The organism is Aliinostoc maniaoense (assembly GCF_058172895.1).
In genome coordinates this window covers 5,997,134-6,023,767 of the sequence record NZ_CP187952.1, presented here as the reverse complement: position 1 = coordinate 6,023,767, position 26,634 = coordinate 5,997,134, and the positions used below count along the sequence as shown (strand labels likewise).

The window sequence follows — 26,634 nt, the reverse complement described above, 5'->3', positions numbered from 1 at the left end:
AGCTTCTGGGATTTTACCCCAGACAAAATTAAGGCAGATTAAAGAACACTCTTTCTATAGCTACCCTGTGAACTAGTAATTAACAGCAGATTCCGGTCAACTTCTCTATCTATGCTTTTTAAAACAACTGCTGAATGCCCAATCCCTAGACGGTGAAGGTATCGCATCAGAAATCAACTATGGACGGTTGATTTATTTGCTTAGACAGTATGCAGCCGTTCTGGAATAAACAGGCGTGTGAACGCAATTCCTTAGCCAATAGCTCTTTAATTTTGAAGCTCGACTTCACAATTTTTATTACTAACAGCGTCTTTAGAGGCTGGCAGGGGCGAGAGGCATAACAAACCTCCAAGTCCGTTGACGCTGCCGATTTTTGAGGAAATTGAATGCCAAAACAAATTATTATCGCGGAGCAGCATCAAATTGCTGCCGTGTTTTCGGAAGATCAAATACAAGAGTTAGTTGTAGCCACAGGGCATCATCAAATTGGTGATATCTACTTAGGTGTAGTAGAAAACGTCTTACCTGGAATTGACGCAGCTTTTGTCAACATCGGCGATCCTGAGCGTAACGGTTTTATTCACGTAACTGATTTAGGCCCACTGAGGCTAAAGCGGACAGCAGCAGCAATTACAGAATTATTAGCACCACAGCAAAAAGTTTTAGTGCAGGTGATGAAAGAGCCAACAGGGACAAAAGGCCCCAGGCTCACAGGTAATATCACTATGCCTGGACGCTACGTGGTATTGATGCCCTATGGTAGAGGGGTGAATTTATCCCGGCGGATTAAAAGTGAAAATGAACGTAATCGTTTACGGGCATTAGCAATTTTAATTAAACCCGCAGGGATGGGTTTGTTAGTGCGGACAGAAGCAGAAGGCAAACCAGAAGAAGCAATTATCGAAGATTTGGAAGTGCTGCAAAAGCAGTGGGAAGCAATTCAACAAGAAGCGCAATCTACCCGTGCGCCAGCACTACTAAATAGAGACGATGATTTTATCCAGCGTGTGTTGCGAGATATGTACGGCGGAGATGTCAACCGAATTGTCGTGGACTCCAGCACCGGACTCAAGCGAGTCAAGCAGTATTTGCAAAACTGGAGTGGAGGTCAAACACCCCAAGGATTATTAATTGACCACCATCGCGATCGCTCTCCGATTTTAGAATATTTCCGTATTAATGCTGCTATCCGTGAAGCCCTTAAACCAAGAGTAGATTTACCTTCTGGTGGTTATATAATTATTGAGCCAACAGAAGCATTAACTGTTATAGATGTTAACTCTGGTTCATTCACGCGATCGGCAACAGCTAGAGAAACCGTGTTGTGGACAAACTGCGAAGCCGCCACAGAAATTGCCCGTCAACTACGTTTAAGAAATATTGCTGGGGTGATCGTTGTTGACTTCATTGATATGGAATCACGGCGCGACCAACTACAAGTTTTAGAACACTTTAACAAAGCCCTGAGAGCAGATAAAGCTCGTCCTCAGATTGCTCAACTCACAGAGCTAGGTTTAGTAGAACTAACTCGTAAACGCCAAGGTCAAAATATTTACGAATTATTTGGACAAACTTGTAACACCTGTGGCGGTTTAGGACATACAGTCCGCCTACCTGGAGAAACAGAAAGCCGCTTACCTACCCCAGTAGAAGTACCAGATAGATTTGTATCTTTGCCTCAGAGAGAACCCCAAAGAGAACCGCGTTTACCTGTCACGCGCATGACAGATATGCGGGAAAGTTACGAAGGATTTGGTGAAGGATTCGACGGTGATTCTGACTTTGGCTCGATTAATTTAATTAATCACCCCAGCTATCAAGAACTCAACGATCACAATAAACGTCGTACCCGTACCCGTCGGAGTCGGATTGGTATCAATGGAGTCAACGGCAAAGATGAAAGCCGTATTAATCAAACTCCTCTCGGCTATATCAATGAATCAGACTTAGACCTCGATAATGATGTAGAACTGGGTACAACACCAGAACTCCCCTCACCAACTTTGGGTAAATCTGGTTGGGGAGAAAGAGCAGAGCGTAGCAAAATCACAAAACCAGAGCCGATTAAACCCGTGGTAGAACCACCGGAAATTCGGACTGTGGAAATGACAAAACCAGAACAGGATATCTTCGCTTTAATGGGAGTTTCTCCCCTAATTAAATTAGAGCAGGAAGTAAAAAATCCTAAATCTGTCATTATCAATATTGTTCAGCCAGGACAAGTATCCACACCACCACCTGAAGAAACTGCCACAACACCTATTGCTGAAACAACAACTACAGAATTTAGCCCACCCAAACTGAAGTTAGAACCAAAATCATCATCGGTGACAGCATCTGAGCCAATTGAGCCAACAGTATCAACACTCAGCACCGAGGATAGTGAAGTAACTAACACAACTCCTAACCGTCGCCGTCGTCGCCGTTCTTCTGCCGTCGAGTCTGATACGGAAGAAAGTTAGTGTATATATGGTAGAGCCTGAGCGATCGCCATTAGGAGTCGTGATGCGTGAGGTTCCCCCGTCATTCATGCGGGGGATATAAGCGAACAGGTCAAATTTATTTGACCGTTGAATGATATGATGAATTTGTCCACAACACAGGCAGAGTCTCGCCGCAAGGGAGGAACCTGTCTCGAAATGGGTGGCAAAATATTGATTCGCCGTCGGGCAGCCGGTGTATGCTTGCTAAGGGTAAAGTAATCTGGGATATTGCTGTATGGATTCGTCCTTGGGGTATTTTGGATCTCCCGATGAAGCAAGAATCCCTGAAATAGAATTTCAGGGAGTGTCAAAGGAAACTCCTTGGCTAGAGTTTTCCTCCACTGTAGCAAATATTCCCGGTTTGATAGCTGGAGTAGATGAAGTCGGGCGCGGCTGTTTGTTTGGCCCTGTAGTTGCAGCAGCAGTTATACTACCAAGCTCTGCATTACCACTGCTAACAGCAGCTGAAATTAAAGATAGTAAAAAACTATCTATGACTCGCAGAGTTAAACTAGCTCAACAAATTTATACCCTAGCAACCGACTGGAAAATTGGTTATGCTTCCACTGCGGAAATTGACCAAATCAATATTTTGCAAGCAACTCTATTGGCTATGAAGCGGGCTGTCAACAAACTCACAGTACAGCCTGCTCTTTGCTTGATAGATGGTAATCAGTTGGTGAAAGACTTAGCTATGCCACAACAAACCATCATCAAAGGAGATGAGCGATCGCTCTCCATTGCTGCTGCTAGTATTGTGGCTAAAGTTTGGCGTGACGATTTGATCATGCGTTTAGCTGCCAAATATCCCATGTATGATTTAGAGAATAACAAGGGTTATGGCAGTCAAAAGCATTTATTAGCATTGCAAAAATACGGCTGTTCTCCTCTACACCGTAAGTCTTTTCGTCCTTGTCAAAGTAGGGGTATAGGGGTATAGGGGTATGGGGGTATGAGGGAAAGAATAAATATAAATTATTTCTCCCCTACACCCTTACACCCTTACACCCTTACACCCTTACACCAAAAATTACTCTAAATTGAGGAACGGTAAATTAGGTGCGTCATTGTTTAAACTCTGATTTTGAGTTTGTGAAATTACCCATTGGCGATAATCTACTAACAGTTGATGGGTTAATCGCTGCTTAACTGTTAATAAAACACTCTTGAGTAGACCATTACCTGTGGTTTCTAAGATTGGCTTAGGCGTGAAAGAAAATGGTGGTGGTAACTCCACCTGCACTTCTAAATCAGCTTGACCTCTGAGACGAGTTTCACTACTGAGTTGGTATGGAGACAAATACCCTCGTAAATTTAGAGAGAAACGCTGATTAATATACTCAAAACCGAGAATTTCACAGCCTAGCGATCGCAGATAAATTGTGCCATTTGATTCTGCCCAGACTCTCATGTCTACAGTAGGTTGAATACTCAAAGACATAAAAGTCAAAGGACGCATTTTTAAACGAAATACTTCCTCAGAAAGCTGCTGAATGCGCCTTTGATCAACCAAAGCATTAACTAGACGTTGCGGCTGACGCAAGTAGTGCTGAATAGGAATAGTTTGCTGTGGCACAGCAATTTCTACCGATTGGGACGCAGTAAACCTGGTAGCCATGAGTTAAAGACAGTAATTGTTTGATAATTTTATTATTGATTAATTTGCCAATTTATGGTTTTTAATTCCCTAAAAAATTGACACAATAAAATTGCTTATACTTAACATTAGGTATTTCAATCCTTGTCTGATTTAAATTTAATTTTAAAAAATTCGCCATTATACCTGAAAAGATAAACAATCTTTGGGCAGAAAAGACATTTATTTTGAGTAATTACAAATAGTAGTAACTTTGATCACTTATTTGGCTCAGAACTAAAGACATTGCTTACCACTCTTGTTCAATTTGGCAGTTCCTGATGAAAACTCATTTTCACCTGTTACTACTAATGCTCTGGTTAATTGTCGGTGCTAGTTTACGCTTTTTTTATCTGGATTCCTTGCCCCCTTGGACTGATGAATGTGCCACGATGGTATTTAGTTTGGGCAATAGTTTCCGTACAGTACCGCTCAATCAACTCATTAGTGCAGATATTTTGTTACAACCACTCCAACCTACATCAATAACTAATATCAGCACAGTCCTTGAACATTTATTGCAAGAAAGCACCCATCCCCCTGTATATTTTGTAATTGCCCATTTGTGGATGAAATTTTTTTCCCCTGTGGGGGAAGTAGTATCTGTTTTTACGGCACGTTCACTCAGTGCTTTATTGGGAGTAATATCAATTCCTGCCATGTTCTGTTTTGGCTATTTGACTTTTCGCTCCCAGTTGGTGGCTCAGTTAGCAGCAGCGATGATGGCAGTTTCGCCTTATACAATCTTTTTAGCTAGAGAAGCCCGTCATTATAGTTTGGTGATGTTGCTAGTAATTGCTTCTTTATATTGTCTCATCCTCGCCATTCAGAAAATTGATCGGCAACAATATTTACCGACATGGCTAGTATTTACCTGGATAGTTATTAATAGCTTGGGGGTAGCAACTCATTATTTTTTCTTGCTCACCCTTTGTGCAGAAGGCTTGGTATTGCTTGCACAAATGTGGCGACTGAAAAATCAGCAGATTAGTTGGTGGCGGATGGGGATAGTTGCTCTAGGCACTTTCATAGGATGTGTAGTGTGGATACCGAACTTACAAAATATTCCTGGAAGTGATTTAACTACTTGGGTAGCAAGTAGTAGTCCCCATATTAGATGGGTAGAACCATTGGCGCGGTTACTACTGTGGCTGATGAGTATGCTGTTGTTGTTACCGTCTGCCCTGACAACTTTATCTCTAACGGTAGTAATTATTTCTGGTGTGGTGACATTGTTGTTTTTGATGTGGAGTCTACCACAGATAATTCATGGCTGGAAAATTTACCCACAAGATGCGGAAAGTCATCTGACTTTGCAAATTTTAACTGGGTATGTTGTAGCTGCGATCGCTTTAACTTTATTGTTAACCTACGGATTTGGTAAGGATTTAACCTTAGCAGCCCGTTTCCAGTTTTATTACGCTCCCCCAGTCATTTTGCTCTTGGGGGTTGCTTTAGCAGGCTGCTGGTATCAACTACCAAAATTGCCATTAATCCCACATGGTAAAGTGGCAGTCAGCATAATTTTATTGATGGCAAGTTTAGGAGGTGTGATAGTAACTGGAAATCTGGGTTACTTGCAAAATCAACGTCCTGATATCCTCGCCACCATCATTCACAAAGCCTCTAGAAATAATGTGCTAATTGCTACAACACATATTCATCATGGTCAAACTGGCAGAATGATGGGGTTAGCTTGGGAATTGCAAAATCAACCTGTGAAGAATTTACAGTTTTTCTTAGCTGCTCAAGATCCAAATCATCAGACTTCTACTCAAGCCCAACAAATCTTAGGAGAACAACTCACTCAACTACCGCGCCCTTTAGATTTGTGGTTAGTCGAATTTCGCCAACCAGTTGATTTAGTATCCCAAAACTGTGTATTGGATCAAGAATATGGCAACTTTGCCGGCGAATATCGTTATAAACTCTATCGTTGCTTGGCTCAAGCCCATTCTAATTAATAGTATTTAAACCAAAGAAAAGCAGACTAGTAACACCATAATTTAAGCAAGATTAATTCTATCTCCTGGATTGATCTGTCGGTTGATTAATTTTGAATTTTGAATTGGGAGCGAAGCGACGTGACTCTATCAATTGCCCATTTAGGCCCACCGGGAACTTACGCAGAACAGGCAACTATTTTTTATGTTAACTGGTTGCAACAGAATATAGGTATTGAAGGCATCTTACACCCCTATCCTAGTATTGCTCAATCACTCAAAGCCGTTGCTCAAGGACAAACACAATTAGCTGTTGTGCCTGTAGAAAATTCTATTGAAGGCAGTGTCACCATGACAATGGATACATTGTGGCAGTTAGACAGCTTACGGATTCAATCAGCATTAGTCATGCCGATTGCCCATACTTTGATTTCCTGCGCTCCTAGTCTAGATGAGATTAAAACTGTTTATTCTCATCCCCAAGCCTTGGGGCAGTGTCAAAATTGGCTGGGAGAGTTTCTGACTAATGTGAGTATCATCCCTACTAATTCTACTACTGAAGCATTAAAAGCTTTAGATCAGGATGTCACAGCCGCCGCGATCGCTTCTACTAGAGCCGCACAAATTTACAATTTGCCGATATTAGCTGATCAGATTAACGATTATCCCGACAACTGCACCCGCTTTTGGGTGATCAGTCAGGGAGAAACAGATATTACGCAGCAACTACGCTTAGATACTGCCACTCACACATCTGTGGCTTTTAGTGTCCCTGCTAACGTACCAGGAGCTTTAGTTAAAACCCTACTAGTGTTTGCTTTACAAGGAATTAACCTCAGTCGGATCGAATCTCGGCCAACAAAGCGATCGCTAGGAGAGTATTTATTTTTTATTGATTTAGAAGCTGCTGTCAACACACCAAAAATGCACTCAGCTCTAGCAGAACTGAACACATATACAGAAGTTCTGAAAATTTTTGGTAGTTACAATGTTCTCCCAATCAGTACCCAAGACTCTTGAGGATGAGCTGATAACTTATAAATTGGGATTAAAGGTATCTTTAAGTACAGAACGAGCTGCCAAGTGATTACGAGTAGTAGTCAAAATTTCTGCTTCTCGTTCTAAGCGAGTGGCCGTGTCTTGCATTTCTAATAATGACTGTTGCTCGGCCGCCACACCATAAAGATTACTTGCCACCCAATAAGATAGCTCAATGGGCAAATCAGGCAACTCTTCAGGGAGTTCTATATTTTGTTCTGTTAACTTAGCGGAGAGTCGAACTACATCACGTAGTAGTTGTTCTACTTCTGTCGCTAAAGGACGCAAATCTTTACTTGGTGGGTGATCTTCTATCCATTCTACTAAGCCGACACGATAAGGTTTTTCCCGGACGTACTCTAAAACCCGAAATCTTTGTTGTCCTAGGGTAAGCATTTTCATGCGATCCTCTGGTAGACGCTGGTAGTGAATAATTTCTGCACAGCATCCAACATTAGCGATTTGACCTGTGACTGGATCAATCATGAGTACACCAAACCTGCGATCGCTTGATAGAATCGTGTTCATCATGATTCGGTAGCGAAACTCAAAGATATGCAGGGGTAATGGTCGCGTGGGAAACAGAACTACTTCGGGTAACGGGAACAGAGGTAGTTCACGAACTGCAATTCTAGAAGAAGATGTCATTGTTACCTGAATATAAATTTAACTATAAAAATTTATTATTCTCTGCTTTCCCTTTAATTTGTCTACATTGTATCATCTGTTTTACAGTTAATAAAAAGCCCTGAGATAAATTCGCTCAGGGCTAGGTGAATATTCCTACATTCATCAATTAGTTCATAATCAATCAGCTTGTAAATGCTGAGAGTGGATGATTAACTTTGAACTCTTATTTAAAGTTTTACTTCAATGTCTACACCTGATGGCAAATCTAATTTCATCAGAGCATCGATAGTTTTAGAAGAGGGTTGGTAGATATCGATAATGCGGCGATGGGTGCGGGTTTCAAAGTGTTCACGGGAATCTTTATCTACGTGAGGGGAACGTAGCACACAATAGATTTTGCGTTTTGTTGGTAAGGGAATAGGACCTATAGCTGTAGCGTTAGTACGATTAGCTGTGTCTACAATCTTCTCGCAAGATGTATCCAATAATCGACGGTCAAAGGCTTTTAAACGGATTCTGATCTTTTGCTGCTGTAGAGTTGCCATCTTTAATTTTCCAGGTTCTGATTAATTTAGTGATTGGGTATTAGGGATTGGGGATTGGGGATTGAGGAGTGGGGATTGGGGATTGGCCATAGGATCAAAAAAGTAAAAAAGATTGTTTCTTTTGCCTTTTACCTATTTGCTTCCCAGTCTCTAGCCCCCAGTACCCAATCCCTAGTCTTTAGTTTCTCAAGTCAGATAAAAGAGCAGAGAGGATTTTACCGTCTCTGCTCTTAGTTATTAGGTTAAAAAGGTACTATTTGAGGATTTTAGAGACGACACCAGCACCGATGGTGCGGCCGCCTTCACGAATCGCAAAGCGCATACCTTGCTCAATAGCGATGGGGTTGATCAATTCTACTGTCATTTTGATGCGATCGCCGGGCATTACCATTTCTGCTGCGCTGCCATCATCGGAGGTGAAGGCGGTGATAGTGCCGGTTACATCAGTTGTCCGCACATAGAACTGGGGACGATAGCCAGAGAAGAAGGGTGTTTTCCGACCACCTTCTTTTTCGGTGAGTACGTATACTTCACCTTCAAATTGGGTGTGAGGAGTGATAGAACCGGGTTTAGCAATTACCATACCCCGTTCAATATCGGCCTTTTGGATACCGCGCAGGAGTACACCAGCGTTATCACCAGCCATACCTTCATCGAGGCTCTTCTTGAACATCTCGATCCCTGTAACGGTGGTGTTACGGGTATCTCTAATACCTACTAGTTCAACGTTATCGCCAACTTTGACCTTACCACGTTCAATCCGGCCAGTTGCTACTGTACCACGACCTGTGATCGAGAACACGTCTTCTACCGCCATCAAGAAAGGCTTGTCAATATCGCGCTCTGGGTCAGGAATGTAGGAATCTACAGCATCCATTAATGCGTAGATTTTATCAACCCAAGGATTTTCTCCCTTTTGGGTCTTGTTATTCTTGGTCATGGCCTCTAGAGCTTGCAGACCTGATCCTCTAATGATGGGGATTTCATCACCATCAAAACCATACTCAGTTAGTAGTTCTCTAAGTTCTAGTTCTACTAATTCTAGTAGTTCATCATCTTCCATCATGTCTTCTTTATTTAAGAAGACTACTAGCTTAGGTACACCTACCTGACGTGCTAACAGAATATGTTCACGAGTTTGGGGCATAGGGCCATCGGTAGCAGCTACCACGAGGATAGCTCCGTCCATTTGTGCTGCACCAGTGATCATGTTTTTCACATAGTCAGCGTGTCCGGGACAGTCTACGTGAGCATAGTGACGGTTTTCAGTCTCATACTCAACGTGAGCGGTGTTGATTGTAATACCCCGTGCTTTTTCTTCGGGTGCGTTGTCGATTTGGTCGTAAGCTTTAGCTTCAGCTTTACCTAAAGCAGCCAATGTCATGGTAATAGCTGCTGTTAATGTAGTTTTACCGTGGTCAACGTGGCCAACAGTACCGATGTTAACGTGGGGTTTGTTTCTTTCAAACTTTGCGCGTGCCATGAATGCTCGTTTCCTTTTTTAATTAAGCGTTCCCTTTGCTTTTTGCTATGATTGCCTCAGCCACGTTGCGAGGCACTTCATCGTAGTGGCTAAACTCCATAGAGAAGATGCCCCGACCTTGGGTTTTTGACCGGATATCGGTAGCATAGCCAAACATTTCTGCCAAGGGGACTTTAGCAGTCACTTTGGCTAGACCTTGCTCAGATCCCATTCCTTCAATTTGGCCACGACGGGAATTGAGGTCGCCCATCACATCACCCAGGAAGTTTTCGGGAACTTCTACCTCAACTTTCATCATAGGCTCTAAGAGTACGGGTGCAGCTTTGTTTACCGCCTCTTTCATCGCCATTGAGCCAGCGATTTTGAAAGCCATTTCTGAAGAGTCTACGTCATGGTATGAACCATCCACTAAAGTAGCTTTCACATCAATCAGTGGATATCCAGCTAGTACACCAGATTCACAACACTCTTTCATTCCCTGTTCTGCGGGGTTGATGTACTCTTTGGGTACAACACCACCGACAATTTTGGAAACAAATTCAAAGCCACTTCCAGGCTCACCTGGTTCTAGATCAATCACAACGTGACCGTACTGACCTTTACCACCACTTTGACGAATGAACTTACCTTCAATTCTGTTGACGGCTTTGCGAATTGTTTCGCGGTAAGCTACCTGTGGCGCACCCACGTTAGCTTCCACTTTAAATTCACGCAGCATCCGGTCTACAAGAATTTCTAGGTGTAATTCTCCCATCCCCGCGATTACGGTTTGGTTGGTTTCTTGGTCGACACTAACGCGGAAGGTGGGGTCTTCTTCCGATAGTGATTGCAGAGCCTTGGACAATTTGTCCATGTCGTTCTTAGTTTTGGGTTCAACCGCAACTGAAATCACGGGTTCAGGAATGAACAGGGATTCGAGAATTACTGGTGCGCCTTCGTCACAAAGAGTATCACCTGTCAAGGTATCTTTTAAGCCTACTGCTGCACCTAAGTCCCCTGCCCGCAGTTCATCAACGTCTTGACGCTCGTCGGCTTTCATTAGCACTAAGCGAGAAATCCGTTCTTTTTTATCTTTGGTCGCGTTCAGAACGTAACTACCCTTTTTCAGTACGCCAGAGTAGACACGGACGAAGGTGAGGCGGCCGTAGGGGTCAGCCATAATCTTAAATGCCAAAGCCGCTAGAGGTTCGTTGTCATCAGAACGGCGCTCTACGGTTTCACCATTTGGCAATGTACCTTGGATGGGTGGCACATCTATCGGTGCTGGTAGATAATCAACTACCGCATCCAACATCAATTGCACGCCTTTGTTTTTAAAGGCTGAACCACACAGTACGGGTACGATTGTGCCAGCAATTGTACCTTTGCGTAGGGCATTTTTGATTTCTTCTTCTGTAAGTGCTTCACCCTCGAAGTACTTATTCATGAGATCGTCATCAGTTTCTGCAACTGCTTCTACAAGCTTGGTGTAGTACTCTTCCGCTTGCTCTTGCAATTCTGCTGGGATCTCTGTTTCTTGGATATCTGTACCTTGGTCGTTGCTGTAAATATAGGCACGCTTGCGTACTAAGTCTACAATGCCTTGAAATTCGCTTTCACTGCCAATTGGTAGTTGAATGGCAATGGCATTCGCCCGCAGGCGATCGCACATTTGCTCATGAACTCGGTAAAAGTTCGCTCCTGTGCGATCCATTTTGTTGATAAAGGCAATCCGAGGCACTTTGTAACGGTCTGCTTGCCGCCAAACTGTCTCTGATTGGGGTTGGACACCACCTACAGAACAAAATACCGCAATTACACCATCTAACACCCGCATGGAGCGTTCAACTTCAATTGTGAAGTCTACGTGACCTGGAGTATCGATAATGTTAATTTGATGATCTTTCCAACTGGTACTGATCGCTGCGGCGGTGATGGTAATTCCCCTCTCCCGCTCTTGATCCATCCAGTCAGTTACAGCAGTCCCTTCGTGAACTTCACCAATTTTATGAATTATGCCAGAGTAAAATAATATTCTCTCTGTTGTAGTTGTTTTTCCCGCATCTATGTGCGCCGCAATACCGATGTTGCGTACTTTCTCTAGCGGGTTGGTACGTGCCACAGTAGCCTCCTATAGTTTTTGCCTCATGATATCTTGTATATTACTCTTTGTTAAGATTCTATACTTTTAGAGAAAACCGTTTTTTTTGTAAGGCCGCGATATATCGCTTCTGAAGGCACGATATACCGCCATTTTACTTAGTAACGATAGTGAGCAAAAGCTTTGTTTGCTTCCGCCATCCGGTGTGTTTCTTCCCGTTTGCGAATAGCATTTCCGCTTTCATTGGCTGCATCTAATAATTCATTAGCTAATCTGCTAGCCATGGTACGTCCAGGTCTAGAACGAGAAAATTGTACTAACCAACGTAAAGCTAGGGTAGTACCTCTTTCTGTACGTACTTCCATTGGTACTTGATAGGTTGCTCCACCAACTCGGCGAGCTTTCACTTCTACTAGAGGGGTAGCGTTTCGCACTGCTCTTTCAAATACTTCTAGTGCATTTGTGCCTGTGCGTTCCTCTACGGTTTTTAAGGCATCATAAACGATACGGGCTGCCAGGGATTTTTTGCCATGACGCATTATCCGTCGGATGATCATACTCACAAGCCGACTGTTGTATACAGAGTCAGGCGGAACTGGACGCCTTTGAATAACACCACGACGAGACATACTTTAACCTTAATTCGGATTTTGGCAACGAAATTATATGCTATCAGACAAAGGCTTTGCTGAAGCTCTGGGAGCTACAGATGCGAATCGGCGAAGGTGTACTTTCCGGTCGCAAATACCCTAATTTTATGGACTTGTATCCTCAAAAACTTCGGACAACAAAGCGACAACGTCTTTTAAATTTAGTTGGATCATACAAACGCTGCTGCCGCTTACAGCGTTTTGAATACTCACTACACTTGCTCGCTGAGTGTAGTGGTGGGGGAGAAGCTGGAATAATTTCTGTAAACAGTTAGTTGATAAATTAATGATTTCTGTTTCAGAACAAGCGATTAATCAGTTGTTATGCAATCTGGACGCTTTTGAGTCAAGAGACTAATCGCAATAGATTACGATTAATCACTTGTCTTATTTCTTGGCTTCTTTTGGCCGTTTAGTTCCATATTTGGAACGACCTTGTTTGCGGTCTTTGACTCCGGCTGTGTCCAAAGTGCCGCGAATGATATGGTATCTCACACCAGGTAGATCCTTAACCCGACCACCACGAATCATCACAACTGAGTGTTCTTGTAAATTGTGGCCAATTCCGGGAATGTAAGCTGTTACTTCAAACCCAGATGTTAATCTTACCCTGGCTACTTTCCGCAGAGCGGAGTTAGGTTTTTTAGGTGTAGTCGTATAAACTCTGGTGCAAACACCCCGACGCTGGGGGCATTGCTTGAGAGCGGGAGACTTGGTTTTCTGACGCGCTTTTTCGCGTTCACTACGTATTAATTGCTGTATTGTTGGCATGAGTTACAGCGCGTGAAGCTGCTTGCTATGTCTAAGTTTTAACAAATCCTGATTATAGCTTTTTTTCTAGTTTCATGTCAAACTTTCAGATTATTTTTAATTTTGGCTTAAACCATAGGTGGTGTAGTCGTAGAAAACGAATTACCACAGCCACAGGTGACAACAGATTGAGGATTATGGAAACGAAAACCTCCCCCCATGAGGTCTTCGGAATAGTCTATGGCTAGACCATCAACGTATGCAAAACTTTCTGCATCTACGACGACTTGCAAGCTGTCAATGTCGAAAATGCGATCGCCCACTCTGATTTGTTCATCAAAGGAAAGGTCGTAAAACCAACCAGAACAGCCACCGGGTTTAACCGCTAACCTAAAATGTGTGTTTCGCTGCTGTTTTGCCTGTAAGCGACTGATTTCACTAACTGCGGCTGGGCTTAAATGAATCATGAAACTAGTTGAGGCAATTCAAGACACTATCTTTAATTATTACAGATGACTGGACTTGAACACTCAAATATTTGAAAATTGATTTGTCCCCACCGAATAGGTAGGGACTGAAGAATTTATTCAGTTATCAGGCTTATGCTGTGGTGTGGCACTTAAAACCCAACATCCAACAGTGTTAATTAGCAGTACGGGCATAATCATCTTGATAGCGAATAATGTCATCTTCACCTAAGTATTCGCCATTTTGCACCTCAATCAGTACTAAAGGAATAACTCCAGGATTTTCTAGACGGTGAGCTGTGCATTGGGGTACGTATGTGGATTGATTATTACCAAGTAATATTTCTTGATCACCGCAAACTACCCTAGCAGTTCCAGAAACAACAATCCAGTGTTCACTGCGGTGATGGTGCATTTGCAGGCTGAGGCGGTGTCCTGGCTTAACTTCAATGCGCTTGATTTTGTAGCCGCGTCCTTCTTCTAAAACTGTGAAAGCACCCCAAGGACGTAGTTCTGTAGCAGCAACACTGCGGTTAGCGATCGCAGTAGGCAATGATAAAGTGTTACTCTTAGTATTTTCTTGATGTTGAGCCATAGTTACCTCACTTGAAGACATATACAAACCGTCATTACTCTTAACAATTGATGGAAAACTTTGAGGCAATTTTACAACCGTAGAAATCGGCAATTTAGTTTCACCTTGCTAAACATAGCAAAGTGAAACTTTTCTGGATCAATAATTTTTGCTGAAACTACATTGTCTACACCAATTCTTCATTAAGCTTGATGGCTGCTTATTCTCAGCTTTAAACAGGAAGTGGGGACAAACTAATTCAAAATTCAAAATTAAGGAAATATGGGGCATTGGGCATTGGGCATTGGGCATTGGGCATATCAATTCAAAATTCAAAATTCAAGAGTTCTACTCCCCCTGCCCCTTGTCTTTCTTGTCTCCCTTGTCTCCCCCTGCTCCCTGCCCCTCTGCTCCCCTGCCCCCTACCCCCTGCCCATTTCAACTACAAGTATTTACACTGTTCTAGTTATGGGGACTGGAGGAAAATACCTAGCCCATTGTGTACCCGTGCAGCCGTATTAGGATAACGGTCAAGGAGTTGTCCTCCTAGGTAAAGACTGGTGGAACTGCCACCGTCTAAGTTGAGGGCATTGACACAACCTAAAAGCTTCATTAATTGGGCGTGTTCTGCCAAAGTCGGCCCAGTACCCCCAGCACGGTTATGTACAGCCGCAATGACTAGCTGATTGTTTGTTGTTGTACAGATAGCACTACGACTAGCTTTTTGATTGATGAAGGCATTACTAAACTGTTCGCTTTTGCCATCAAGGACAATTTGCCGATTCTGTACTAACAAAGGCCCTGCACCTAAGATGTGAGGGTAACGATTAAACTCCGATGGAGTAGTGGCAGTTGTAATCTTGACATCAGTACCGATGGGTAACTGTGCTGCTAGGGGAATAGCAGTACCACGTAATACTAGTAAGTAGCCATCTTGGGGAATGGGAAAGTTAGTTTGGCCAGCTTTATTCCCTACTAATTGATTAGTAATTTTGTTGTTTTGGACGATGACAACCCTTTCATTATCAGTTAATGATGTGTAACTCCCTCCCCAAGCAGGGGTGTAACGAGCAATACCACTTTGTACATAGCCACTGTTAAGAAATAAAATCGGCGATCTCAAGTTAGTAGATGTAGTTAAACTTTCTTGTAATGTGAGGCGACCAAAGTAAAATTGTCCTGCATCATTCCAAGCGATCGCACCTCGGTTGAGAATAGGACTAGATAGCCATTGACCGTCCCGACGAATTGCCCCTAGGGGTAATCTGTTATTACGGTTGAAATAACCACCGTTAATGGCGGCTACAGCTAGGTCTTTTTGGGCTGTTTGAATTAAGGGGGCAGTACCAACTACGGTATTATTGGTAGCCGTAATTGGTTTGATACCTAACCCTACGGTGCGGGGATTAATTTCTAGCCAAACTATAGGAAAGCGGTCTTGCCCTAATGTAATCAATTGTTGTCGCCAGCGTAATCCCTTTGCCCAATTTATATCTTTCGGTTTGAGACTATCGGGACGTAAATCAATGACTAGGCGATTGGGGTTATTAATCGTGGTAATTTGAGGAGACAGATCCAAAGGAACACTGAGGGTAATCATAGTTTGATTGTTGATCACCTCCACTTTTTGAATTAATCCCTCAGATCCTGATGTTGGTGGTGATTGTTTGAGCAGATTTGGAACTGGGGTTGGTAAGGGAGAGTATCGTTGAATTAAACTACTATCAGCGATCGCATCTAAGGTAATTGTCCACTCCCTGTTAACGGGCGCAGAGCTATTAGAACTAGGCGCGTTAGGATCATCTAAAAGAGTTTTAATCGGTAATCCTTGTTTAACTTGCCAAGGGGTAGGACGGTCTAAGTCTAAAACAATGCGGGATGTTTGTAAGCGTTTAGCATTAATAATGACTGGTGTGCGTAAACTTTGACGAATATTTTTGACTTCGGCTTTGGGTGTGACAATTACTAGGGTGTTTCCTTGCCCTTGCATTTGCCATCCTGAGGTTTGGGCAAAGTTAGTCACATCCAGATAGCGGTATCCTCTGAGGAGATGGGTAGCTAAAACTAAGGGACTAGTAATGGAGGAAAACCACTCTATCGGTTGTGTAAGTGGGTTATTACTACTTAATAGGTCTATACCCATCAGTTGCCTGAGAGCAGCGTCACTGATATATGTTTTAACTGCATTTGTTCCTGTCGGTTTTTGCAACCAAGCACCTGGTAAGTTGCGACCATTTAAGGAAATTTGGCTACCAGCAACTATTGTGTTAGGAACAGGAGATACCGGAGTCTGTGCAGTCAATTGTGTGTGTGGTTGAGTCGTACCTGAGTCCTGGGCATTGGTGGTATTAACATTCAACAAACATAGCGCGATCGCCATCATTGGCGATACACTCACCTGAAATAACTGATAGTTGAACTTTTTGGCAATAGCACAATGATTCTGTTGTCGGCAATAATTTGGCATTTTTACCGTAAGTTGTAAGTACTGTTCAAAATTATCAACCAAGTTACAGATTAACTAATTGTCTGGAAATCTTAAAAAATAATGATTCATCTTTTGTAAAAACGTGATAGCCTATATATTGGCTACCTATCTCTTATAAATTAGATTTAGCAAACTAGCTGCTAACATCTTTGTCAGCTAATGCTTTAACTAGCAATCATGATGACCAATCCATAGACAGTAGTCTTGGTAGTCAAACTTGGATTAAAATAATAGATCCCGCAAAGGATATTTGCTGCTGTTACTACTTTAGTAAATTCTAAACAGTAGCAGCATTTTGGTGTCAAAAAAATATTAGTAAAAAACTGAGCAACTCACAAAAATACTTAGGAATTGTCAAATGGGTCTATAGTGTAATACGCTGATTTTGCTACTAAATCAGGATAATTTTTGTCTGTCAAGGAGTGAAGCATTTAATCAAAATTTTGTTTTTTTCAGCCAAAGCTATTCTCTATCTCAAAAGTATATTTCTTAGAGAACAAAAATTAACAAAATCATCAGCTTCACAATTTATAAATATCAAGTCAACATAAAGGTATTGCATCTAACATAGGACAAATACATAAACAATAAAGTCAAAATTTTAACTAGTTTAGTTGAAGAAACAAAAGTTAAAATTCGACATCTAAATTTCGGTGATTTTCATGTATCTATGCACGACGAAATTTAGAAAATTTTCTCACCAGCAGTAGCGAAGTTAGTGACTTAACATCTCAGGACATCTCAGGAATAGGCTATGAAAGATCAACCGATGAATCTAAACCAAGAAATCACAGTAAATATGAACTCAGGGGATACCTACCAAGGGCAAAAGTGGTTAGTAGAAGAACGAGATGCCTGTGGTGTAGGTTTTATTGCTCATCGTCAAAATCAAGCCAGCCATGACATTGTGGCTAAGGCTTTAGTAGCATTGTCTTGTTTAGAGCATCGGGGAGGTTGTAGCGCAGACTATGACTCTGGTGATGGAGCAGGAGTTTTAACAGCGATTCCTTGGGAATTATTGCAAGCAGAATATTCTAGAGAACAAATAGACTTTGCATCTCATAGCAATTTGGCGGTAGGGATGATCTTTTTACCCCAAGATGCAGAAGTCGCCAAACAAGCAAAAGCCAGCTTTGAGAAAATAGCCAACGAAGAAAAACTAACTGTACTGGGCTGGCGCGTAGTCCCAGTAAAACCTGAGTTGTTGGGAGTACAAGCCAGAGCCAATCAACCCCAAATTGAACAAGTTTTGCTCAGTTCAGAACACACCGGTGATGAGCTAGAAAAACAACTGTATATTGCTCGCAAACGCATATTTAAAGCCGCGAAAAGTATTACAGAAGAACTTTACATTTGTTCATTATCTAGCCGGACAATTGTCTATAAAGGCATGGTGCGTTCTGCGGTGTTGGGACAATTCTACGAAGATTTACAAAACCCAGCATATAAGAGTGCGTTTGCTGTATATCACCGCCGCTTTAGTACCAACACGATGCCAAAATGGCCGCTAGCGCAACCAATGCGGTTGTTGGGTCATAACGGTGAAATCAATACCTTATTAGGTAACATTAATTGGATGATGGCACGGGAAGCTACCTTAGATCATCCCATCTGGGGCGATCGCATCGCAGACCTAAAACCCGTTGCTAATATTAATAGCAGTGACTCCGCCACCCTAGATAACGTTGTGGAGTTATTAGTGCGTTCTGGCCGCGCCCCGGAAGAAGCTTTGATGATCATGGTGCCAGAAGCTTATCAAAATCAACCATCTTTAGCCGATTATCCTGAAATTGTTGATTTTTACGAATATTACAGTGGTCTGCAAGAAGCCTGGGACGGCCCAGCCCTGTTAGTATTCGGTGATGGTGCAAAAGTCGGCGCAACCTTAGACCGCAACGGCTTAAGACCTGCCCGTTATCTCATTACCAAAGACGACTACATTGTAGTTGCTTCCGAAGCTGGTGTAGTAGACTTTCCCGAAGCCAACATTGTCGAAAAAGGCAGACTTGGCCCTGGGCAAATGATTGCGGTGGATTTAGTCAACCACGAAATCCTGAAGAATTGGGACATCAAGCAGCGTGCAGCGAAAAAACATCCCTACGGTGAATGGCTGCGCCAATATCGCCAAGACCTCAAACAAGTTGTGGGACAGTCTTCAGCCAACAATGGCAATGGTAACGGTCACAAAGTAGCCGAAAACGGACATCTGACCACCAACAGCATTGATAAACAAACTCTATTACAAAAGCAACTCGCCTTTGGCTACACCACCGAAGATGTAGAAATGGTGATTCAGCCAATGGCTAGCAACGGCGCAGAACCAACGTTCTGTATGGGGGATGATATTCCTCTGGCAGTGCTGTCAGATAAACCTCACCTGTTGTATGACTACTTCAAACAGCGTTTCGCCCAAGTTACCAACCCCGCAATTGACCCGTTGCGGGAAAAATTGGTGATGTCGTTGAAGGTAGAGCTCGGTGAAAGAGGTAACTTATTAGCACCCAAGCCACAATTCGCTAAAAGATTAAAGCTAGAGTCACCAGTCTTAACAGAAGCAGAATTAGAGGCGATTAAACTATCAGGATTCGGCACAGCTGAACTATCAACCATATTTGCCATTGCTCACGGCCCCACCGGATTAAAAGACGCTGTAGAGGCTTTACAACAACAAGCTGCCGAATCAGTGCGGGCAGGTGCGAAAATTTTAATCTTGAGCGATCGCGTTAATGGTGGTATTACCTCTGAATACAGCTACATTCCCCCCTTATTAGCTGTGGGTGCAGTACACCACCACCTCATTCGGGAAGGCTTGCGGATGAAAACTTCCCTCGTTGTTGATACCGCTCAATGTTGGAGTACCCACCACTTTGCTTGTTTAATTGGCTATGGTGCGGGTGCGGTTTGTCCTTACATGGCTTTGGATACCGTGCGGGATTGGTGGGATGACCCCAAAACCCAAAGTTTCATGGAACGGGGTAAGCTGAAAGCCATCAGCTTAGAACAAGCGATCGCTAACTATCGTAAAGCTGTAGAGTCCGGTTTGCTGAAAATTCTCTCAAAAATGGGAATTTCTCTCCTCTCCACCTATCAAGCCGCACAAATCTTTGAAGCCATTGGTATTGGCGGAGATTTATTACAACTAGGATTTCAGGGGACAACCTCCCGCATCGGTGGCTTGAGTGTAAGTGATTTAGCCCAAGAAGTGCTGTCCTTCCACAGTAAAGCCTTCCCAGAACTAACAGTGAAGAAGTTAGAGAACCTAGGGTTTTATAACTTCCGTCCTGGTGGAGAATACCACATGAATAGCCCAGAACTGGCGAAAGCATTGCACAAAGCCGTAGATGGTAAGCATTACGACCACTACGAAGTCTACAAGCAACATCTGCAAGGTAGACCAGTTACAGCCTTACGGGACTTGTTAGACTTCCAAAGCGATCGCACTCCTATTCCTGTAGAAGAAGTAGAATCAGTTAGTGATATAGTCAAACGCTTCTGTACAGGTGGGATGTCCTTGGGTGCATTGTCACGGGAAGCCCATGAAGTCTTGGCGATCGCTATGAACCGCTTAGGTGGCAAGTCCAACTCTGGGGAAGGTGGCGAAGATCCTGTGCGTTACAAAGTCCTCAACGACGTGGATGAATCTGGACACTCACCCACCCTCCCCCACCTGAAAGGGTTACGCAATGGTGACACCGCTTCTAGTGCCATCAAGCAAGTAGCATCAGGTCGCTTTGGGGTGACACCAGGATATTTAGCCAGTGCCAAACAAATCGAAATCAAAATCGCCCAAGGGGCAAAACCAGGGGAAGGCGGACAACTACCAGGGCCAAAGGTTAGTCCTTACATTGCCATGTTAAGACGCTCCAAACCTGGTGTTACCTTGATTTCACCCCCACCCCACCATGATATTTACTCCATTGAAGACCTAGCACAGTTAATTTTTGACTTGCACCAAATTAACCCGAAAGCCCAGGTATCAGTGAAATTAGTGGCAGAAATCGGTATAGGGACAATCGCGGCTGGTGTAGCGAAAGCTAACGCCGATATTATCCAAATTTCTGGTCATGATGGCGGTACAGGTGCATCTCCTCTGAGTTCAATCAAGCACGCGGGTTCACCTTGGGAATTGGGATTAACTGAAGTACATCGGGTGTTGATGGAAAATAGTTTACGCGATCGCGTCATTTTGCGCGTAGATGGCGGAATCAAAACTGGTTGGGATGTCTTGATGGCTGCATTGATGGGTGCAGAAGAATTTGGCTTCGGCTCAATTGCCATGATTGCAGAAGGTTGTATCATGGCGAGAATTTGCCACACCAATAACTGTCCTGTGGGTGTAGCTTCCCAAAAAGAAGAACTACGGAAGCGGTTTGCAGGTATTCCAGAATACGTTGTTAATTTCTTCTACTTCATTGCGGAAGAAGTCAGAAGTCTGTTAGCAAGACTGGGTTATCGTTCCTTGTCAGAAATTACCGGACGTGGGGATTTACTGACAACCCGCCAAGGCGTAAAACTAACTAAAACCGAATCACTCAACCTCAATTGCTTAGTTCAACTACCAGATACCAAAACCAACCGTAGTTGGTTAGAGCATGAAGCAGTTCACAGCAATGGGCCAGTGCTAGATGACCAAATCCTGGGCGATCTAACTATTCAAGCGGCGATTCATAACCAATCGACAGTTACGAAGAACTTACCCATTGTTAATACTGACAGAACTGTAGGCGCGAGATTAGCCGGTGCGATCGCTTCCCAATACGGTGATAGTGGTTTTGAAGGGCAAATTAACCTCAACTTCACTGGTAGCGTCGGACAAAGCTTTGGTGCGTTTAACCTTCCTGGCATGATTTTGACTCTGGAAGGAGAAGCCAACGACTACGTAGGTAAAGGAATGCACGGTGGCGAAATCATCATTAAACCACCAGCCGATGCCAAATATGACCCATCACATAACGTAATTGTCGGTAATACTTGCTTGTACGGTGCAACAGGTGGAGTATTATTTGCCAATGGTTTGGGTGGAGAACGCTTTGCTGTTCGCAACTCCAAAGGCGTAGCTGTCATTGAAGGCGCAGGGGATCACTGCTGTGAATATATGACTGGTGGCGTAATTGTAGTTCTTGGCAAAGTTGGACGGAACGTAGCTGCCGGGATGACTGGTGGACTAGCATACTTCTTAGATGAAGATGGCTCATTCCCTGAGTTAGTCAACAAAGAAATTGTCAAAATTCAACGGGTAATTACAGCCGCCGGTGAGAAGCAGCTAAAAGATTTAATCACTGCTCATCTAGAACGGACAGGTTCAGCTAAAGCCAAATTCATCTTACAAAATTGGTCAGAATTTCTCCCCAGATTCTGGCAATTAGTACCTCCTTCCGAGGCTGATAGTCCAGAAACCAATCCCCAAGCTGTGGTTGAAAAACATTTGAGTTCAGTTTAGTTATTAGTTATTAGCTATTAGTCACTGATAATGACTAATAGCTAATACTAATAAAACTAAAAATTGCCCTATTTTCCCATAGAGCAACGCCAAATATAGGACTTCTATTTCATTTTTCAAAAAATATGTAGAATCTGTGATCAGCGAGAATACAACATCAAGTAAAGCTTCAGGTGCGTTACGGCTTACGCCTAACACACCCTACATAATCACGTTAATTACGAATTACGAATTACGAATTATTTTTTATTCGCTATTGTTTTTTGCTCTTTATCTTGCATTTCTAAAAGTTCTGGAACAGTCACAAAGCTATAACCCTGGCTGCGAAACTTACTAATAATTCCTGGTAAAGCCTCTACAGTTCGAGAACGATTGCCACCACCATCGTGCATTAGTACAATTCCACCAGGTGCTGCGGTTCTAAAGACGTTATTAATTAAATTTGGAACTCTAGGCTGAGAATAATCAATAGAGTCAGAAGACCACATAATAATAGCGTATTTACTATTTCTTGCGTAACTAGCCACCCCATTATTCATGATTCCTCCGGGTGGACGAAATAAATTTGTTTTTACACCAGTAACTTTATAAATTAAATCTGTTGTGTTAGCTACTTCATAAGCAGCCACTTGGGGATTCATAAAATGATAGCGATGATGCCAAGTGTGATTGCCAATTGCATGACCTTCAGCCACTACGCGCTTAAGTAAGTCTGGATAATGTTTGATATTCTGCCCAACTACAAAAAATGTGCCTTTGACGTTGTTTTTTTTAAGAATATCTAGTACTTGTGCTGTAGATTGAGGCCAAGGGCCATCATCAAACGTCAAAGCAATCACCTTTTGATTTTGGCTAAGTTTTGCTGACTTAATGGTTGCACCTTGAAAGCGTGGTGACAAAACGTAAGAAAGCCCCTTAGTTTGTGCTTGTTGTTGCCAACTTGTCAGCATGATTTCTTTTAAGCTTTCAATCCGCTTTTGAGTTCCTATTTTGGCAGCAGTAACGGGTATATTGCTGACATTGATAGTTTGTCTGCTTTGAGCATCAGAAGTATTAGGTTTAACTAACATCATCAAACCAATACTCAAGCTCACACTTAAAGCAAACAGCCCAAATAATATTCCTTGCGGCCATATTAACTGTTTGTTGTTTTCCACTGCCTAGCTCCTCCAAGGTTATAACCATCAATCACCACTTTCAGGTGATTTTTAACACATTCCAATGCCAATATGTAGATACTTAGATAATCTCGGATAATCCTGAAATTTGAATACAGATTTACAGAAATTAAAAAATCATATTCTTGCTGTATTAGCTCCCACTATCAGCAATACATCTACCGTTCGATACTTATATTCGATATAGCCTCTTAAAAATGTTTGTAGTTGTTTAAATTTTCCTAGATTCATCATCAAGCGTCACAGCTTTAGTTGTTGGCTTTGAGAATCAAGGATGAATACTCAGAAAAAACGTAATTAATTATACCTTAATTAGTACAAATTTTTTATGAGTAAAAACAGCATGAGCTGTTACGTATATCTTTAATAAAAGATGAGAAGTTTAAGATATTGATTCTAGGAAAACTACTGACTATGCTAGAAAATCTAGTAGGCTGGAAAGAATCATATATATCTTAATATTTAACACCATTATTACCTAATGAAGAAAACGTTAAATTTTTAGCTGTGTAAATACGAAATTTGATTCCATATCGAATATATAGACTAGAGTCTTATCAGCATAGTTTCTCATAGATAATAGTTTTTTATTAGTTAATCCATATACCTTTTTTATCCTTTTGTTCCAAGTATGTTAGTAAATGTGGAAATTTCTCTATGATCATAGATAGATCATAGAAAGCTAGCGATATCAATAGTGAGTTAATTAACCAAATCTCTTTTAAATCTCTAATTACCGTAAGTTCCTACATTATTAATATTAAAATTAAATATATGTTGTTACAGTATAATTACTGAAATTAGTTAAGAGAAAGCTTAAGTTTTGAACCGATATCATTAGTCATGGAAGAAATCAAGAACTAAATTGAATTAGTATCTTTTTTTACTTAGTTAGTGTTATGAATTACGACTCAGTATAGGCATACATTCACAAACTAACCCACAACAGAGGTAAGTTTCACCTAGCTCCTACCTCAAAGCAGCTAGGAAGTGAAAAGCTCTTGAGGAGGTGAGTAGAGGAGAAAAACTACCCACAAGCGGTAAAACTTCAACTCAGGGAGCAACGGAGATATCGCGCTCAATTTCACTCGGTTTTGAACCTTAATCTTGTTATAAACTTAGCTAGCTACAGTAAGCCGCCATTTGCCATGCAATTATTGCTACCATTATGAATTATAGAGATTTTTGCTTATCGGTTAGATATTATAATTAATCATACGGAAAGAGTATAAAAATAAATTAAAGTTCTGATAAAAACAGTATCTAGATTTTTTAATATGCGTCCATTCCGACAACAAGAATGGCTGTTAAGCTTATGGGTGTTATCTTTGCTGCTGTGGCTAATATGCTTGGGTAACTCACCTTTACGGGATTGGGATGAGGGAACAATAGCACAAGTCGCGCGGGAAATTTGGCGTTCCCCTAGTGGTGCGATGGGTTGGCTTTATCCAACCTTAGCAGGAGAACCGTATCATAATAAACCACCATTAATACACTTACTGATTGCTGGGGCTTATTCTATAGGCGGTGTGAATGAATGGACAACACGTTTACCTGGTGCAGTATTAACTGCTTTAGGTGTACCTTTGTTGTTCTCAGTGGGAAGATTGATTTTTCCATGTAATTTACCAGCTTTATTTGCAGCTTTAGTTTACATGACCATGTTACCTGTAGTCCGTCATGGCAGGTTGGCAATGTTGGATGGTGCGCTCGTGACTTTTTTCTTACTGGTGCTTTTTTGTCTATTTAAAGCAGGTAAAAACCCACGTTATGCTTTAGGTATCGGATTTGGTTTGGGGTTAATTGCTCTCACAAAAGGAGTGATGGTTTTATTATTGGGGGGAATTGTTAGTTTATTCATCTTAATAAATAGAAAATTATCTTGGTTGAAAAATCGTTATTTGTGGATAGGAATATTCTTAGGAAGTTTGCCTGCGATCGCGTGGTATATTGCACAGTGGCAGCATTATGGCCAGAGTTTTTTAGCAATCAACTTACAAAACCAAAGTTTTAACAGAATCACACAATCTGTTGAGGGTAATACTGGTCTTCCTTGGTACTATTTAGTGGAAATTATCAAATATGGTTTTCCTTGGCTACTATTTTTACCTGGGGGTTTTTATCTAGCTGGGAAACAGCGTCATACTACTTGGGGTTGTTTGGTACTGGTAGGGACAATCATCTATTTAGGAACAATTTCTCTGATGAATACCAAACTTCCCTGGTATGTGATACCTGTATATCCATTTTTAGCTTTAGCAATTGGTGCAGAAATTAGCGAAATCTGGCAAAATAGACATCTTCAAGGGAGACTTTGGACATCAATATTTATTGTGTTATCGATGGCAGGCTTAGGAGGTTGTGTTTACTTTGCTACTAATGATCCTCAGCCTGTTTTAATAGTGATGAGCATGATTCTAGCTATCAGTATGGGTAGTGTAGCATGGTTAGTGAATAGAGGCGATCGCAATTCTATTCCAGTTTTATTTGCTGGAATGTATTTAGTTTTAATTTTGTTGATGAGTTCGCAATCTTGGATTTGGGAATTAAACGAGGCTTTCCCTGTTAAACCAGTCGCTGCCTTAATTCGTGCCAATGTTTCACCAGGAACGAAAATTTATACTTCTTTTGCTTATAGTCGTCCTAGTTTAGATTTTTATTGTGATTGTCGGGTTGTTCCTGCCACTATACCTACTTTACAAAAGCTCATGCTGGATAAATATAATTTGCTGCTAGATAACATATCTTTGCAACAAATAAATTTATCTGGGTATCAAGATTTAGGCACATTTCATAATTTTACACTCGTTGCACCAAAGAAATAATATACAGATGTATTTTTGGGTGTTAATGAGTAATGAGTAATGAGTAATGAGTAATGAGTAATGAGTAATGAGTAATGAGTAATGAGTAATGAGTAATGAGTAATGAGTAATGAGTAATGAGTAATGAGTAATGTTTAAACCCCTACTCAACTGATAGGTTTTTTGAAAAGTTTCTGGTGATGTATCAAATACTTTCAGATCCCCCTAAATCCCCCTTAAAAAAGGGGGACTTTGATTCTTGTTCCCCCTTTTTTAAGGGGGGCTAGGGGGGATCAAGCCACATTTTTTACTCAGCACAAAGATGTGTGTACACCTTAGCTTTTTTCAAGGCGGGTTAGGGGGGATCAACAAGTGTTTAAAAACACAGCGAAACACTTTTCAAACATCCTCTTACACCCTTGAATTTACCATTAAATGAGATTGC

The 26,634-nt window shown here is 41.9% G+C and carries 18 protein-coding genes; 6 read left to right on the top strand and 12 right to left on the bottom strand.

Annotated elements, in window-relative coordinates; translation table 11 throughout:
• The first annotated feature begins 386 nt into the window (after window positions 1–386).
• Window positions 387–2,462, top strand: coding sequence for a ribonuclease E (rne, locus tag ACPZ3T_RS26320; protein ID WP_490272371.1), 2,076 nt, complete (start codon window positions 387–389; stop codon window positions 2,460–2,462).
• 325 nt (window positions 2,463–2,787) lie between these two features.
• Window positions 2,788–3,423 carry a ribonuclease HII gene (locus ACPZ3T_RS26315; protein ID WP_490272370.1) on the top strand — a complete coding sequence of 212 codons (636 nt, stop codon included), beginning with the start codon at window positions 2,788–2,790 and terminating at the stop codon, window positions 3,421–3,423.
• A 90-nt stretch (window positions 3,424–3,513) separates the two neighbouring features.
• Here ACPZ3T_RS26315 and ACPZ3T_RS26310 read toward each other — a convergent pair whose 3' ends face one another.
• On the bottom strand, window positions 3,514–4,101 hold the full coding sequence (locus ACPZ3T_RS26310; protein ID WP_490272369.1) for a DUF1997 domain-containing protein: 588 nt from the start codon (window positions 4,099–4,101) through the stop codon (window positions 3,514–3,516).
• Window positions 4,102–4,400: 299 nt separating this feature from the next.
• Here ACPZ3T_RS26310 and ACPZ3T_RS26305 point away from each other — a divergent pair, with 299 nt between their 5' ends.
• Window positions 4,401–6,083, top strand: coding sequence for a glycosyltransferase family 39 protein (locus tag ACPZ3T_RS26305; protein ID WP_490272368.1), 1,683 nt, complete (start codon window positions 4,401–4,403; stop codon window positions 6,081–6,083).
• Window positions 6,084–6,203: 120 nt separating this feature from the next.
• Complete coding sequence (gene pheA, locus ACPZ3T_RS26300) at window positions 6,204–7,082, top strand: prephenate dehydratase (RefSeq protein ID WP_490272367.1); 879 nt, start codon at window positions 6,204–6,206, stop codon at window positions 7,080–7,082.
• A 15-nt stretch (window positions 7,083–7,097) separates the two neighbouring features.
• Here pheA and ACPZ3T_RS26295 read toward each other — a convergent pair whose 3' ends face one another.
• From ACPZ3T_RS26295 to ACPZ3T_RS26250, 10 genes are all read right to left on the bottom strand, one after another.
• The gene (locus ACPZ3T_RS26295) at window positions 7,098–7,748 is read right to left on the bottom strand and encodes an LON peptidase substrate-binding domain-containing protein (protein WP_490272366.1); all 651 of its coding nucleotides are present in this window, start codon (window positions 7,746–7,748) and stop codon (window positions 7,098–7,100) included.
• Window positions 7,749–7,957: 209 nt separating this feature from the next.
• A complete protein-coding gene (rpsJ, locus tag ACPZ3T_RS26290; protein WP_015113498.1) occupies window positions 7,958–8,275 on the bottom strand; it encodes a 30S ribosomal protein S10 in 318 nt (105 codons plus the stop codon).
• A 253-nt stretch (window positions 8,276–8,528) separates the two neighbouring features.
• Entirely contained in the window at window positions 8,529–9,758 is a 1,230-nt protein-coding gene (gene tuf, locus ACPZ3T_RS26285; RefSeq protein WP_490272365.1) for an elongation factor Tu, read from the bottom strand.
• Window positions 9,759–9,780: 22 nt separating this feature from the next.
• Window positions 9,781–11,859: an elongation factor G gene (gene fusA / locus ACPZ3T_RS26280; RefSeq protein ID WP_490272364.1), complete on the bottom strand. Its 2,079-nt coding sequence runs from the start codon at window positions 11,857–11,859 to the stop codon at window positions 9,781–9,783.
• 137 nt (window positions 11,860–11,996) lie between these two features.
• Window positions 11,997–12,467 (bottom strand): 30S ribosomal protein S7, encoded by a 471-nt coding sequence (rpsG, locus tag ACPZ3T_RS26275; RefSeq protein ID WP_490272363.1) that lies wholly within the window; start codon window positions 12,465–12,467, stop codon window positions 11,997–11,999.
• Between the two features lie 408 nt (window positions 12,468–12,875).
• A complete protein-coding gene (gene rpsL / locus ACPZ3T_RS26270; RefSeq protein ID WP_015140400.1) occupies window positions 12,876–13,259 on the bottom strand; it encodes a 30S ribosomal protein S12 in 384 nt (127 codons plus the stop codon).
• Between the two features lie 107 nt (window positions 13,260–13,366).
• On the bottom strand, window positions 13,367–13,705 hold the full coding sequence (locus ACPZ3T_RS26265; protein ID WP_490272362.1) for a HesB/IscA family protein: 339 nt from the start codon (window positions 13,703–13,705) through the stop codon (window positions 13,367–13,369).
• A 175-nt stretch (window positions 13,706–13,880) separates the two neighbouring features.
• Window positions 13,881–14,300, bottom strand: coding sequence for a phosphomannose isomerase type II C-terminal cupin domain (locus ACPZ3T_RS26260; protein WP_490272361.1), 420 nt, complete (start codon window positions 14,298–14,300; stop codon window positions 13,881–13,883).
• 138 nt (window positions 14,301–14,438) lie between these two features.
• Entirely contained in the window at window positions 14,439–14,615 is a 177-nt protein-coding gene (locus tag ACPZ3T_RS26255; protein WP_490272360.1) for a hypothetical protein, read from the bottom strand.
• Between the two features lie 130 nt (window positions 14,616–14,745).
• Window positions 14,746–16,746 (bottom strand): phosphodiester glycosidase family protein, encoded by a 2,001-nt coding sequence (locus ACPZ3T_RS26250; RefSeq protein WP_490272359.1) that lies wholly within the window; start codon window positions 16,744–16,746, stop codon window positions 14,746–14,748.
• A gap of 775 nt (window positions 16,747–17,521) precedes the next feature.
• Between ACPZ3T_RS26250 and gltB the strand changes: the two genes are divergently transcribed.
• Complete coding sequence (gene gltB, locus ACPZ3T_RS26245; protein WP_490272358.1) at window positions 17,522–22,207, top strand: glutamate synthase large subunit; 4,686 nt, start codon at window positions 17,522–17,524, stop codon at window positions 22,205–22,207.
• A 239-nt stretch (window positions 22,208–22,446) separates the two neighbouring features.
• On the opposite strand, the gene ACPZ3T_RS26240 is transcribed toward gltB, so the two are convergent.
• Entirely contained in the window at window positions 22,447–23,364 is a 918-nt protein-coding gene (locus tag ACPZ3T_RS26240) for a polysaccharide deacetylase family protein (protein WP_490272357.1), read from the bottom strand.
• 1,298 nt (window positions 23,365–24,662) lie between these two features.
• On the opposite strand from ACPZ3T_RS26240, the gene ACPZ3T_RS26235 reads away from it, so the two are divergent.
• The gene (locus ACPZ3T_RS26235; RefSeq protein WP_490272356.1) at window positions 24,663–26,210 is read left to right on the top strand and encodes an ArnT family glycosyltransferase; all 1,548 of its coding nucleotides are present in this window, start codon (window positions 24,663–24,665) and stop codon (window positions 26,208–26,210) included.
• Window positions 26,211–26,634 lie beyond the last annotated feature (424 nt).